Origin of the sequence: Anabaena sp. PCC 7108 (assembly GCF_000332135.1) — a bacterium.
Taxonomy (GTDB): domain Bacteria; phylum Cyanobacteriota; class Cyanobacteriia; order Cyanobacteriales; family Nostocaceae; genus Anabaena.
Genome location: NZ_KB235896.1, coordinates 80,268 through 93,283, shown reverse-complemented (window position 1 = coordinate 93,283; position 13,016 = coordinate 80,268). Strand labels below are relative to the sequence as shown.

14 protein-coding genes and 2 pseudogenes are annotated in these 13,016 nt (G+C 40.3%); 12 read left to right on the top strand and 4 right to left on the bottom strand.

Going from position 1 to position 13,016, the window contains the following annotated elements:
- Nucleotides 1-23: 23 nt before the first annotated feature.
- Nucleotides 24-1,397, top strand: a complete 1,374-nt coding sequence (opcA, locus tag ANA7108_RS0101175; RefSeq protein WP_016948920.1) for a glucose-6-phosphate dehydrogenase assembly protein OpcA — start codon at nt 24-26, stop codon at nt 1,395-1,397.
- A 394-nt stretch (nt 1,398-1,791) separates the two neighbouring features.
- Here the strand turns inward: opcA and cofG are convergent, their stop codons facing one another.
- On the bottom strand, nt 1,792-2,754 hold the full coding sequence (cofG, locus tag ANA7108_RS0101170; protein ID WP_016948919.1) for a 7,8-didemethyl-8-hydroxy-5-deazariboflavin synthase subunit CofG: 963 nt from the start codon (nt 2,752-2,754) through the stop codon (nt 1,792-1,794).
- 338 nt (nt 2,755-3,092) lie between these two features.
- Between cofG and psbA the strand changes: the two genes are divergently transcribed.
- Nucleotides 3,093-4,175: a photosystem II q(b) protein gene (psbA, locus tag ANA7108_RS0101165; RefSeq protein ID WP_016948918.1), complete on the top strand. Its 1,083-nt coding sequence runs from the start codon at nt 3,093-3,095 to the stop codon at nt 4,173-4,175.
- Nucleotides 4,176-4,310: 135 nt separating this feature from the next.
- On the opposite strand, the gene ANA7108_RS0101160 is transcribed toward psbA, so the two are convergent.
- Entirely contained in the window at nt 4,311-4,652 is a 342-nt protein-coding gene (locus ANA7108_RS0101160) for a hypothetical protein (RefSeq protein ID WP_016948917.1), read from the bottom strand.
- A gap of 206 nt (nt 4,653-4,858) precedes the next feature.
- On the opposite strand from ANA7108_RS0101160, the gene ANA7108_RS26620 reads away from it, so the two are divergent.
- From ANA7108_RS26620 to ANA7108_RS28415, 4 genes and pseudogenes are all read left to right on the top strand, one after another.
- The gene (locus ANA7108_RS26620; RefSeq protein ID WP_016948916.1) at nt 4,859-5,038 is read left to right on the top strand and encodes a hypothetical protein; all 180 of its coding nucleotides are present in this window, start codon (nt 4,859-4,861) and stop codon (nt 5,036-5,038) included.
- Between the two features lie 461 nt (nt 5,039-5,499).
- Nucleotides 5,500-7,761 (top strand): GAF domain-containing protein, encoded by a 2,262-nt coding sequence (locus ANA7108_RS0101150; protein WP_016948915.1) that lies wholly within the window; start codon nt 5,500-5,502, stop codon nt 7,759-7,761.
- Between the two features lie 93 nt (nt 7,762-7,854).
- Nucleotides 7,855-8,234, top strand: a pseudogene (locus tag ANA7108_RS31300) (hypothetical protein).
- A 65-nt stretch (nt 8,235-8,299) separates the two neighbouring features.
- Entirely contained in the window at nt 8,300-8,785 is a 486-nt protein-coding gene (locus tag ANA7108_RS28415) for a transposase (RefSeq protein WP_144052336.1), read from the top strand.
- A gap of 119 nt (nt 8,786-8,904) precedes the next feature.
- Here the strand turns inward: ANA7108_RS28415 and ANA7108_RS0101135 are convergent, their stop codons facing one another.
- Nucleotides 8,905-9,480 carry a Uma2 family endonuclease gene (locus ANA7108_RS0101135; RefSeq protein WP_016948914.1) on the bottom strand — a complete coding sequence of 192 codons (576 nt, stop codon included), beginning with the start codon at nt 9,478-9,480 and terminating at the stop codon, nt 8,905-8,907.
- 669 nt (nt 9,481-10,149) lie between these two features.
- Here ANA7108_RS0101135 and ANA7108_RS30775 point away from each other — a divergent pair.
- From ANA7108_RS30775 to ANA7108_RS0101115, 5 genes are all read left to right on the top strand, one after another.
- Nucleotides 10,150-10,530, top strand: a complete 381-nt coding sequence (locus ANA7108_RS30775) for a transposase family protein (RefSeq protein ID WP_237741469.1) — start codon at nt 10,150-10,152, stop codon at nt 10,528-10,530.
- A gap of 14 nt (nt 10,531-10,544) precedes the next feature.
- Nucleotides 10,545-10,889, top strand: coding sequence for a transposase (locus ANA7108_RS30770; protein WP_026103916.1), 345 nt, complete (start codon nt 10,545-10,547; stop codon nt 10,887-10,889).
- Between the two features lie 46 nt (nt 10,890-10,935).
- Nucleotides 10,936-11,250: a hypothetical protein gene (locus ANA7108_RS30420; protein ID WP_026103915.1), complete on the top strand. Its 315-nt coding sequence runs from the start codon at nt 10,936-10,938 to the stop codon at nt 11,248-11,250.
- Nucleotides 11,234-11,398, top strand: coding sequence for a hypothetical protein (locus ANA7108_RS26605; RefSeq protein ID WP_237741572.1), 165 nt, complete (start codon nt 11,234-11,236; stop codon nt 11,396-11,398). The genes ANA7108_RS30420 and ANA7108_RS26605 overlap by 17 nt, the downstream gene beginning before the upstream one ends.
- Nucleotides 11,399-11,500: 102 nt before the next feature.
- Entirely contained in the window at nt 11,501-11,851 is a 351-nt protein-coding gene (locus ANA7108_RS0101115) for a four helix bundle protein (protein WP_016948913.1), read from the top strand.
- A 96-nt stretch (nt 11,852-11,947) separates the two neighbouring features.
- Here ANA7108_RS0101115 and ANA7108_RS28410 read toward each other — a convergent pair.
- A pseudogene (locus ANA7108_RS28410) lies at nt 11,948-12,133 on the bottom strand (ISLre2 family transposase); the annotation flags it as partial.
- Between the two features lie 313 nt (nt 12,134-12,446).
- On the opposite strand from ANA7108_RS28410, the gene ANA7108_RS26600 reads away from it, so the two are divergent.
- On the top strand, nt 12,447-12,962 hold the full coding sequence (locus ANA7108_RS26600) for a hypothetical protein (protein ID WP_016948911.1): 516 nt from the start codon (nt 12,447-12,449) through the stop codon (nt 12,960-12,962).
- Nucleotides 12,963-13,016 lie beyond the last annotated feature (54 nt).

Genomic DNA, 13,016 nt, shown 5'->3' with positions numbered 1-13,016 from the left:
CAATCACCAATCCAAAATAGACTATGGCTACCCAAGCTCCGACGATTTTTTCACTACAAGCACCTAAGGATGTTTCGCTCACAGAAATAGAAGCGGAATTAACTCAAATCTGGCAAAGTTATGGTATCACCGGCGAGGACGGTGGACTACCTGCTGCTACCCGTGCTACAACATTTACTTTGGTGGTTTATGAACCGGAAGAAACCCAGTATTTGTTAGCTGCAACTGGTTTTTATAATGGTCCTATCGATGGTATTTTAGGACCACAAACAGACGCAGCATTGCGGGAAGTACAAAAAAAGCATGAATTAGCAGAAACTGGTACTGCTACACCGGAAACTCTGACGGTATTACGGGAAGAATATTTCAAAAAGCAGCACAGTGGACCACAGGGAGATAATCATGGCGCGGCTATGGGCTATACTTTCAGCGCCACTAGTCCTACTATTGCTGATGAAATCGCGGTTCGTAACCCTTGCCGAATTATTGCTTTGTGTCCCATTGCTGGGGAAGATGAGGGGGTAAAGGCGCAAGTTTCTGCCTATTGTCCAATTCAAAAGCAATCTTCCAGTACACTAGTTTGCTGTGAATACATTACTCTCACAGGGACAGTGGCAGCTTTGGAACGAATTGGAGGAATGATTCCAGCTTTATTAATTGGTGGTTTGCCTAAGTTTTTATGGTGGAAGGCTACACCAGATGCTCATAATCCTTTATTCAAAAGGTTAGCAGCAGTTTGTAATAATGTGATTGTTGATTCTTGCAACTTTAATACTCCAGAAGATGATTTATTGACTTTGCAAGAATTGATAGAAACGGGTGTACCGCTGGCTGATTTAAACTGGCGGCGTTTGGCTGCATGGCAAGAGTTAACTGCTGAAGCATATGATGCACCTCAACGTCGTGCTGGTTTACGGGAAATTGACCGTGTAACTATTGATTACGAAAAGGGCAACCCGGCTCAAGCGTTGCTATTTTTGGGTTGGTTGGCAAATCGGTTGGAATGGCAGGCTGTTTCTTATTCCAAGGAAAACGGTGATTATGATATCACTCGTGTTAGATTTGTGGCTCAAGATCAAAAACAAATAGAAGCTGAATTAGCCGGTGTTCCTATTGCTGATATTGGTGAAATTATCGGTGATTTGATTGCTTTGCGCTTGAGTTCTACTAATCCTCAAGCTAATTGTGGAACTTTAATTTGCTCGGAAACGGGTGGTTGTATGCGAATGGAAACTCACGGTGGCGCTCAGTCTGCTGGTTTGTTTCAACAGGTAAGTTCTCTTTCGGAACAGAAAGCAGAAGTGTTGTTGAGTCAGCAAGTGCAACGCTGGGGTCGTGAGGCACTTTTTGAAGAAAGTCTTGGGGTGATAGCGAATACTTTGAAGTTGGAGAATTAATTCAAATCTAACTGTTTTACCCTCCTTCTAGACTGGGAAGGGGGGATTTTTTTTGATAACCAAAACTTTTCGATGTTGCTGAGGCCAAGTATGGCAACAGACAAGGCGGTTATGACATCTACCAATGCTAAAACTTAGACACCAAAAGAGTTTTAGCACTGTCACCTGTCACCTGTTAAGAGTCACCTGCTATATGGCTCAACGATAATTGGTTATTGCCAGCTGTGAGGACAACATATTATTAAGGTGCGTCAGATGTAGAAAATCTGTTAATCGTCCCAATTTATCGAGTCTGACGTGGTTGGTGAGCTTGCCGAACCACACCCTACCAGAGACTCAAACCCTTTCTCTACAAAGGTTTGGAGATTATCGAAAATCATTTTCATACCTCAAATCAGCAACGCCAACTTTTCTTTTTGACCTTCTCAGCCAATTCTTCACTCAACCAACTCGTAAATTGGTTATAAACTGGCAACCTGGGGACTAACTCCCATCCTCTAGGCTGTAAAATTTTTCTCAATGTCTGCTCTTGCAAATGCGGATAATCAGGATTAACTTCATCTTTGGGGCTAATTCCCCCTAAATCTCTCGCACCTGCACCTATACAAGCAAGTAACCATTCTTGATCTTGAATTAAATTGGGCGGGATTTGAATTGTAATATCTATTGGTAAAATCTGCCTAGCTTTGGCAATGACTTCCGGTAGTTGATGGGGGTTAAAAGGCGGTGCATCAAAGGTTTGCTGATTTCCCGGACTGTGGGGTTGCAGTATCACTTCTTGTATATGCTGGTAGCGTTGATGCAACTCTGAGATAGCTGCTAAAGTTGCCCACCAATCATCTTCAGTCTCTCCTATTCCCAAAAGTAGTCCGGTAGTGAAAGGAATTTGCAACTCTCCTGCCCATTGTAACTGTTGCAGTCTCACTTCTGGTATTTTGCTCGGTGCGTGGCGATGCACTGTATTCAGTAGTTGTGGTGTTAGCTGTTCCAACATTAACCCCATCGACACATTGACATTTTTCAGCTTCTGCATTTCCTCAAAGCTGAGGGGACCGGCGTTGGTATGTGGTAAAAATTCCATTTCTAGTGCTAATGCACACAAATCATAAATGCGCTGTAACCACGCCTCACGCTTTGAGGAATGGGGATGTACCTCCCCACTGAGGATGAGGATTTCACAGACATCCTGACTTTGCAGTTGTTGTAAAATGCCTTTAGCTTCTGTAAGAGTCAGCCAAGGACTTTGACCCGGATCTGTGCGGAAATTGCAGTAGGAACAGCGGTTAAAGCATTCATAAGTCGGGACGATGGTGTAAGCAGGGCTATATGTAACAATATTTTGATTAAATGAGGACATATATATAAGTAATATAAGTGACGGATTTTTTGTGGAGAGTGTTATGCCAAAAGCTAACGCACCAATGGTTTCTATTGCCAGTATTTGATGTGGCTGATGGCGTACTTTTTGCGCTTTAGCGTAGCTATACCCACCCTACAAGAAAATTATTAGCGAAATTGTTACAAAACAGTCAACGCCTAAAACCCTTGCTGTGTTTACGTTATCATTCTATTTTTCTAGTTTATTAAAAAATAATACGAAAACCCCTTTACAAATCTCAATAAACGTCCTAATATAAATGCATGAGGTAGAAACACCTACCAAAACATACATAACTCAAACGCAATTATAAACACATGACCACAGCCATTCAACAGCGTTCAACCGCTAACGTCTGGGATAGATTCTGCGAATGGATCACCAGCACCGAAAACCGCATCTACATCGGTTGGTTTGGAGTCTTGATGATCCCCACCCTGTTAGCTGCTACCACCTGCTTCATCATCGCCTTCATCGCTGCGCCTCCCGTTGACATCGACGGTATCCGTGAGCCAGTTGCAGGTTCCTTAATGTACGGAAACAACATCATCTCTGGTGCAGTTGTTCCTTCCTCTAACGCAATCGGTTTACACTTCTACCCAATCTGGGAAGCAGCTTCCTTAGATGAGTGGTTGTATAACGGTGGTCCTTACCAATTGGTAGTATTCCACTTCTTAATCGGCGTAGCTTGCTACCTCGGTCGTGAATGGGAACTTTCTTACCGCTTAGGTATGCGTCCTTGGATCTGTGTTGCATTCTCCGCTCCTGTAGCAGCAGCAACCGCAGTATTCTTGATCTACCCAATCGGTCAAGGTTCATTCTCCGATGGTATGCCTTTGGGTATCTCTGGAACCTTCAACTTCATGATCGTGTTCCAAGCTGAACACAACATCTTAATGCACCCCTTCCATATGTTGGGAGTAGCTGGTGTATTCGGTGGTTCCTTATTCTCTGCAATGCACGGTTCTTTGGTTACATCTTCCTTGGTTCGTGAAACAACCGAAACCGAATCACAAAACTACGGTTACAAGTTCGGTCAAGAAGAAGAAACCTACAACATCGTTGCAGCACACGGTTACTTCGGTCGCTTGATTTTCCAATACGCTTCCTTCAACAACAGCCGTTCACTTCACTTCTTCTTGGCTGCATGGCCAGTAGTGGGAATCTGGTTCACCGCTTTAGGTGTCAGCACAATGGCTTTCAACTTGAACGGATTCAACTTCAACCAATCAATCATTGATTCTCAAGGTCGTGTGATTGGTACATGGGCTGACGTAATCAACCGCGCTAACTTGGGTATGGAAGTAATGCACGAGCGTAATGCTCACAACTTCCCTCTAGATTTGGCTGCTGGTGATGTTGCTCCTGTTGCTCTAACCGCACCTGCAATCAACGGTTAATAAGTAAAGCCTAGTTAAATAAGAAACGCTCTCCTCACGGGGGGCGTTTTTTTGTTGTTTTTAAATCATTGTCTGAATCAGGATGTCCAGGATTTGAGGATGAACAGGATTTTAATTGTCATAATTTGGATATTTTTACATAGGTAAGCGTCCGGTGATGAACATTTTATAGCCTCCTGACATTAACATTAATGATAGAAAAAATTGCCAGAGGCTCATAGGATTAAGGATAGCTCGACTACTCATAAAAACAAAAATAATCCCAGTAATAATGGGTATCCAGCCGAGATTTTTCATGCTGCTGGGGAAGAATATTAATATCATCACTCCTATTGTTAGTGCAAGTATGGATGTGTCCGCAGCTATTCCTCTCCACCAGTAAGGATAAACGTTGGTTGTGAAAATGATGTTTTGTCCAACAATGTAGATACCCAATATGAGCAAACCGAAGCCGAATATTCTCAGTAAAAAGCCCATGATTACCGTAATATATCAAGTTAGGATACAACTTAGCACATAACATAATGCTTGCATAAATATTGTTACATCAATACAAGATATTTAGCTAATTTTATAAAAAATATTTATTATGATGAAATGATGGCTAAAGTTGAGAATAAGCAGGCATTTTATCAACGGGGTTTGACGGCTATGATGCTTTTATAGCAACCTTTTTCATTTCTTTGTCGCCCCCTCAAGTCCGTGAGTTCAGTTGGGCTGTTACGACTGGTTCTGTTGTAGGGCTATTTTTACGCCGTTTGATCAAGTTGTTTTTAGGTAAAATTGTCGGTTTAGCTATTACCTGGTTAATTGTAGGGCTACTAACAGGAATTAGCGCTTATAAATTGCTTAAGATTGGCTGAATGTAAAGAATTCTAACAATTATTAATTGTATCTAAGTTTGCAACTCAGTATATGCAATAATTATAAAGCATAACTAAAAATAATTTCAGTATCATTCCCTAAAGATACAAATGTATTTTTGCCTGCAACCATCAGGAATGCTTGAGTTTACGTCTATTCAGCGGGTGGAATTAATAAAATATTATATTTCTCTGCCAACCTCTCCCCAACAAAGGGAGAGGATTTTAATCTCCCCTTCTCTACGAAGGAAGGGGTTGGAGCGAGGTCAATATATATGTTTAATTACGCCATTTTACTTAGATTATTGCAATTTTGGATTATAAAGTAGAGCAAGATATAAATCCATGAATAAAATCTGAACAATACTTAGCTTTAGGCGCTAAGAGGAATTTGTTATCAGCATTAATATGAAAGAGAGAGCGCCTAGATCGAGTCAGCAGTCAAAAATAGAGGCTCTCCCATGAAAATCAATCGAGTTGAATCGCTCCCAAATTTGACAAATTCAGCACCACCACAGATTTTTTTCGGCACAGAAGCAGATAAAAAAAGTAGTAGTGAGCAATTTCTACTCAGTATGTACGATTCTGTGCAGACATCTATATTTATTGTTGATGTTCTGGAAGACGGGGATTTTCGCTATCTAGCACTTAATCCTACCCATGAACGGTGGCTTGGTATTCGCTCTGAAGAACTCCGGGGTAAAAAACCAGAGGATATTCTCTCTCCCGTTGATGCTGCTAGTGTACGTCAGCGTTATGCTGATTGTGTGCGTTTTGGGAAAACGATTTCTTATGAACAATGTTTACAATTTCAGGGAATATTCACTTGGTGGAGTACGACTTTAACGCCATTACGAGATGCTGACTCTAGAATTTATAGACTGATTGGCACTAGTAGCAATATTACTCCCTCAAAGCTGGCAGAACAAGCTGGAAAAATAGAAGCAGAAAGGGAACGTTTATTAGCATCAACAACGTTAAGAATTCGCCAAGGTCAAGACTTAGAAACGATTCTCCAGCAGACAGTTAAAGAAATTCGGCATTTATTAGAGAGCGATCGCATTTTAATTTATCGCTTTGAGCCGGATAATGGTGGGATAATATTAGCAGAATCCACAATTACTGCTGGTGAGTCCCTACTAGGAAAAAAAATCAAAGATCCCTGTTTTGATGCCAAACACCGAGAACGTTACAGACGTGGCTGTATTCATGTGGTTGAAGATATTTATGCCACAGGTTTGCATCCTTGTCAAAGAGATTTTCTCGCCTCTATGCAAGTGGAAGCTAATCTAGTTGTACCCATCTTATTACAACAGAATTTATGGGGACTTTTAATTGCTCAACATTGCCGAGAAAAGCGACAATGGCAACAAGCAGAAATTGATTTATTCAAACAAATAGCTATTCAACTTGGTATTGCTGTCCAGCAAGCAGAATTAGAAAAACAGGTTAAATACCTGCAAGAACAACTAGAATTCCAAAAACAACAGCATACATTTCAGTTAAATCAGGCGCAGAATTTTCAAGCATTAGTGCGAAGAATTACTGAACAAATCCGTGATAGTGTGGATGCTCAGGAAGTTCTAAAAACCGTAGTTCAAGAATTAGCGAAATTATTGCAACTGGAACGATGCCAAATTGAACTTTATAACTCTTCCCAAACTTTAGCTACTGTGACTTGTGAGTATAGTCATAGTTCACCTTATTGTCAGGGATTAATTAGAGAAATTGCCGACTTTCCTGAAGTTTATCAGCCACTTTTGCAAAAACAATCTTTGCAATCTGTGGAAATTTTGCCCGGAAGCTATATACAAGTACAGGTTGTCTCTCAACTAGCTTGTCCAATTTTCGATTCTCAGGGGATTTTGGGCAATATTTGGTTAATTAAACCAACAGAAGATATATTTGATCAATTAGAGGTATCCTTAGTACAGGAGGTAGCTAATGAATGTGCGATCGCAATTCGGCAATCTCAACTACAGGAAAAAACCAAAGCACAGGTCAAAGAACTAGAAAAACGGGAACGTCACAAAAATGAATTCTTAAAAACTCTTTCTCAAGAACTTCGTACACCTGTAACTACTATTAGTCTTGCTGCTCAAACTCTAGAAGGTCTGCTGACCCCAACTGGTATTCTCGATCTAGAATTAGTACCGCAACTTTTACAGATTTTACATCATGAGTGTGGACGTGAAAGTAAGTTAATTAATGATTTGCTCACCCTCACCTATCTCAAAATCGAACCCGAACCGCCGACATTAATCGCCATTGATTTACAAACCTGGCTAACTCCCATTGTCGAGTCTTTTCGGGATGTTGCCAATTGTCAAAAACAAAACTTAAACTTAAATATTGCCGGCAAACTTCCGCCTTTAGAAACCGATATTACCGATTTTGAGCGAATTATCACCCAACTACTTAACCAGGCTTGTAAATGCACCCCCGCAGGTGAATCAATCACCGTTGCTGCTGAATTGAGTGCAGACACAGTAGAGTTAAAAGTCAGTCATGCTGGTGCAGAGATTCCTAGTCATGAACTAGCACAGGTTTTCCAGCCATTTTATCGTTTTACCAACAATGCCCCCTGGAAATCCAGTGATTCTGGACTAGAACTGGCTTTGGTGAAAGCAATGGTTGAACGTTTAAGCGGTTCAATTTACGTTGAAAGTGCCGATAATCAAATCACCTTCACGATTAGATTCCCGCTTCAGCCAGTTTTTTAACTGCAACACTAGCGCCAGCGTCAAAAGTCTGATATCATGAGTCCTAGTGTGGGTGAGTAGCTCACCTACACGCGGTTAACATCAGCATCAGCATTGATACAACTCCAAGAACAGGGATTTAGCTTTGAGCAATTACCATCTCAAAGTACAATGGCACAAGTCTTGAACAGAATGGGGTATCTTCTTCGTAAAGTAGTAAAAGCCAAACCTCAAAAAAAATTGCACAAACAGAAGATATCTTTAACAACATTGAAAACTTTAATAAGCAAGTAACAAGCACCAAAATCAAACGAATAAGCATGGACTGCAAAGCCACGGTGAATATTGGAGAGTACTCTCGTGGGGGAAAAACCAGAGGGGACAATCAAGCTAACGACCATGATATGGGATGCACAGAAAAATATATTCCCTGTGGGATTGTAGACGAAGATAGTGGACAACTACATATTAACTTTGGTAGTTCCTATAAGTAATCGGACAAAAATACTTACACATTAGATTTCAGGCTCAATAAAGGTTGTAGGTTAAATTTTGTGTAATTAATTTTGTCTTACTACTTAAAACCAGCGATTTCATTGTTGATAGCCTGATTGAGTGGTGGAACACAATTACACCAGAACAACGCATTCATACCGAACTTATCCAAATTAAAGTTGATAATGGTCCAGAAAGTAGCGGTATCCGAACTCAATTCTTAAACAGGATGGTCGAGTTTGTTGACGAGATCAAGACACCAATTCAGTTGCTTTACTATCCTCCTTACCATAGTAAATACAATCCCATAGAGCGTTGTTGGGGTATTCTTGAACAGCATTGGAATGGAAGCAAGCTCGTCGATGTTACCACCATGCTTTCATGGGCTAAAAGTATGACTTGGAAAGGTATACATCCCATTTTAACTTTAAGCAAGACTGTTTACCAAAAAGGAATTTCTCTAACGAAGAAAGCCATGAAGGTACTTGAGCCTAGATTGCAGCGAAATTCACTTTTGCCCAAATGGGATATCTTGATTCAACCTCTTTAGCTGGTAATTTCTTTTTCAGAAATCACCTTATTGATAAGATGCGTTTCCCCTGGGGTACAGTGCGACCTAGGAATCGCATATGATATGGTGCAACACCGTTTTTTGATACCAAACAAGACCTAACGAATTAAACCAGCACGTTGAAAAATAGTATGGGGAGTAATTTCTAATTCTGGTAATGTTTCATGACTGATGACTTGATTTTCTCGAAATGTGACAGGAAGAGAAGATGCTGTAAAGACAGTAATAGTTTGAGATATTGTATCTACTATCCAAACCAGAGAAATGCCAGCTTGAAGATAATAAGTAGCCTTTTCGATCATGTCTCCAAAAGTTTGACCAGGAGAAATAATTTCGATAACTAATTCTGGTATCACAGGACAAGCTTCATCTTTAAGCCAGTCAGCAGGAAGACGGTTATAGGAAATGTATGTCAAATCAGGTACGGGTAGCCAATTTTCTTGATTTCTTGTTAATTTTATCCCCCATTCCACGACAACACGACCTTTTTCTTGCGCCCATGTGGATAATAGTATAAATAATGCTCCTGTAGTTGAGCCATGAAAAAATTTAGGAGACATTTGCTCATTTTTATATTTAGGTACAGATTCACCGTTAACAAACTCATAAGCAAGTTCACTTTCGGGAAGTGCAAGAAATTCTTCGAGAGTGAGTTTGGTTTTTAGTTGAGTCATGGTTAGTTTTGGTGGGTTAAAGATTCCCAACTTCTATCATAGTAGAATTAACCCAGGTAGGTTAACCTTAACGGATGGTCGAAACTCCCAACAGTAGAACATCTAGTTACAAGACGGCTATTTTCGCTATTTTTACTCATCTTTTGATGTAACACACCCTACACCAAGTAATACTTAAATTTTGAAAAGGCAAAAAATGTGCTTTTAGCTACTCACTCCACAGGCATATCTAAAATATTTTTTAGTGTTCAAGTAAATTCAATCACCTTAATAAATAAAATTGCACGACAAAGTATCTTCTCAAAATATCCCAAGAAGACTTGCATTCAATGATTTGGGGCTGATTAAAATAAACTGCTTACGCCAGTATTTTAATTAGTAAGTAACAATTAATACAAAAATTTCTGTCAAACAACGGTTGTAGGTATAAAATATTAGACAGATTGAGGATGGATAAAAGAGGTAAAAATGGAATTGCAGAAATTATTCCAGTTTCCTCGCATCCGACAAACGCAGATGTAACATTCTCAGGGTCTTGGCAACTTTTGGTGATCTAGGTTGGGGGAAGGCAGAGGGCAGAGGGCAGAAGGCAGAAGGAAAAAAGATATAATTGAGGTACTTCAAACTTCACTCCATCAAACATTTGAGGAATAAGCCTCAGTAAGCTCTATGTCGGTGCTAACTCACCTATTACCAGATTCAACCAATCTGAAACTTGAAAATTGCTTTCTTGACGAGATCAAGACTCAGATAAAGTTGATTGTTTCCGCCATCAGTAGAGTAGTTAATTGTCCAGTTTGTAACCAACCAACGCATAAAATTCATAGTCGCTATGAACGCTTCTTAGCTGACTTACCTTGGGCTGATTACAGCATTACCTTACAGTTACGGGTAAGGAAGTTTTTTTGCATCAACACAGAATGTAAACGACGCATTTTTACAGAAAGGCTAACCAATGTAACCGCACCTTGGGCGAGAAGAACTCTGCGTTTAGCTCAACGACTGAGTGCGATTGCTTTAGCTAATGTAATGGTGGTGCAGCAGGGGTAAGACTCTCGGAGCAATTGGGGATAAAAGTTGCTCGCAACACACTATTAAATTTAGTTCGCTCAATCCCACTACCACCAATCCTAACGCCACATATTCTTGGGGTAGATGACTTTTGTTTTCGTAAATGTAAAACTTACGGCACAGCACTCATTGACCTGGAACGCAGCAGACCAATTGCTCTACTAAAAGATGCCAAAGCTGAAACCTTGGCAGAATGGTTAAAAGCTCACCCTGGTGTCAAAGTCGTCTCACGAGACCGGTCAAAAACTTATCAAGAAAGGCAGAGGGCAGGAGGCAGAAGGCAGAAGGGAATTCTACTTCCTGCTCTTTGCCTACGACTGGAAGGAGTAAGGGTTTAAGACCCCCACCAAATTTTTAATTTGGTGGCTCTTATTTAGGAGGGGTTTGAATCCCCTTTTAAATAAAACCTTCTGCCCTCTGCCCTCGTACTTCTGCCTTCTTCAAGAAAGTGGTATTCGTCAAGGTGCGCCAGAAGCCATTCAAGTTGCAGACCGTTTTCACTTATTGCAGAACTTGTCTCAAACCCTCAAGCAAGTCTTTGGCAGTCACGCCGAAGCACTTAAAGAAGTGGAAAAACAAGTCTTTATTACAGATAATAAAGTGCCAAAAGAGGTGGAAACAGCACACAACCTTTCCCTAATTGCTGAGGCTAATCTCAGTTTCTTTGCTTCGCTCTTTTGCTATGAGTTTAGAGTCTGACTACGATGCGGTGAAAGCAGGTGTAACTATGTCACTCAGCAATGGTCCGGTTGAAGGACATATTAATCGACTGAAAATGTTAAAGCGGCAGATGTATGGTCGAGCCAAGATAGACTTACTTGAACGACGATTTTTGTTGGCAAGCTAAAGATTGAGAAGGCAGGCTTCTGCCCTCTACCCTCTGCCTTTCTTCGGTATAATTCTTGTACTTCAAACTTTCTGTTGACTTCACAAACTTCAAACTTAACTTATGAGTTATAGAAATCAGTTTATCTGGCAAAGGGCGGTTCAACTTGCTATCAATTGTTATAAATTTACCCGCCTATTTCCTCAGTCAGAATTGTATGGTTTAACTAGCCAAATACGACGTTCTTCTGTATCTGTAGCATCCAACATAGCTGAAGGTTATGGTAGGCGTTCAAAGCCAGAATACATACAGTTTTTACATATTGCATTAGGTTCTTTAAGAGAACTTGATACGCAATTAATCATTGCTAAAGAAGTAGATTTAGCCGACAAAAATCTTTTTACATCCCTATTAAATGAAGTTGAGGAAATGCAAAGTATATTAGTTGCCAGTTTAAACAAACTGAAAGCTTGAATTTACTACTGCTTCTTCCTTCCTTTCTTTCTTCTGCCTTCTGCCTTCTGCCTTCTGCCTTCCCCCAACCCGGATCACCAAAATCTGACAAGACCCCATAATTTCCGCATTTTCTTTTAACCAAAATTTACTGTTTCCTTTCATTCTTAAATTGACAACTTGGCGGATTAAACTCTCTATAGCACCACTACCAATAGGTAATTTACGAGCTAAAACTTTATGGTAATTTAAACGCCCTTCCCGATAGGCACGTAAAAGATAATCTCTTTGTTTAACCAGAGTGTTAGAATTCGCTACTGCTGCTGAAGCAATAAATTTATGATCGATAAATTAGCAATTGGTGTCTGAATATTAAAGCCAACAGATTAATTTCCGCAGTTGTAGATATTTTTATCAAGTAAATTGAGGTTAAAAATTTCATTATTTATGTACGTTAAGCCCGAAAAGCTTACTATCATTAGACTCTAGACAACGGCAATCGGGAGCAATCACGCGAGGAGCGATCGCCATTAATTATCGATACAGTAAAGTTCCGGTGAAGTTCCGGTAAAATTACTTTTATGGTATGGTTTTCATAGAATTTACATAGTAGCCAATGAACTTTGAGGAAGCGTTGGAAATTGCTGATGAAGCAGTGTTCGTGAACGTTGGAAGACGGCTGAGTAACGTAGAACTTGCTATCCTCAAAGGCTCTTGGGAGGATCTGACCTACGAGCAAATAGCTGCGGCAGCTGGTTACTCCGTAGCATATGTCAAGCGACATGTCGGTCCAGAACTTTGGAAACTGCTTACTGAAGCATTGGGTGAGAAGGTTAGTAAGAAAAACTTTCACTCTGCTCTAGAGCGCCGATGGCGCAGGTATTTGAAGTCAGGTGAAGTAGGGGTAACTTTGGATAATTCTATCCAAAATCCCAAATTCAAAATTCAAAATCGAGCAGACTGGGGAGAAGCGATTGATGTCTCTCTTTTTTTTGGACGTACGGCAGAACTCAACACACTGGAACCCACATTCCGCACCCTGGGGTGTCACATAGTATTATCACTTAATTCTCTCTTGATTTTTGGATATAAATTATGCCTTATCGACATCATGCATCCGTTAATTCATTGAGATGTGGTATACAATACATCCTCATATCATCACAAAAAAGAGTAAAAACCGATT

What these genes read in the sequence shown, in the direction of transcription:
- ANA7108_RS26605 (WP_237741572.1), top strand. Translation starts at nt 11,234, where the DNA reads ATGAGTTTAGAGTCTGACTACGATGCGGTGAAAGCAGGTGTAACTATG.
- ANA7108_RS30775 (WP_237741469.1), top strand. Translation starts at nt 10,150, where the DNA reads ATGTCGGTGCTAACTCACCTATTACCAGATTCAACCAATCTGAAACTT.
- ANA7108_RS0101135 (WP_016948914.1), bottom strand. Translation starts at nt 9,480, where the DNA reads ATGACTCAACTAAAAACCAAACTCACTCTCGAAGAATTTCTTGCACTT.
- ANA7108_RS26600 (WP_016948911.1), top strand. Translation starts at nt 12,447, where the DNA reads ATGAACTTTGAGGAAGCGTTGGAAATTGCTGATGAAGCAGTGTTCGTG.
- opcA (WP_016948920.1), top strand. Translation starts at nt 24, where the DNA reads ATGGCTACCCAAGCTCCGACGATTTTTTCACTACAAGCACCTAAGGAT.
- ANA7108_RS0101160 (WP_016948917.1), bottom strand. Translation starts at nt 4,652, where the DNA reads ATGGGCTTTTTACTGAGAATATTCGGCTTCGGTTTGCTCATATTGGGT.
- cofG (WP_016948919.1), bottom strand. Translation starts at nt 2,754, where the DNA reads ATGTCCTCATTTAATCAAAATATTGTTACATATAGCCCTGCTTACACC.
- ANA7108_RS0101115 (WP_016948913.1), top strand. Translation starts at nt 11,501, where the DNA reads ATGAGTTATAGAAATCAGTTTATCTGGCAAAGGGCGGTTCAACTTGCT.
- ANA7108_RS0101150 (WP_016948915.1), top strand. Translation starts at nt 5,500, where the DNA reads ATGAAAATCAATCGAGTTGAATCGCTCCCAAATTTGACAAATTCAGCA.
- psbA (WP_016948918.1), top strand. Translation starts at nt 3,093, where the DNA reads ATGACCACAGCCATTCAACAGCGTTCAACCGCTAACGTCTGGGATAGA.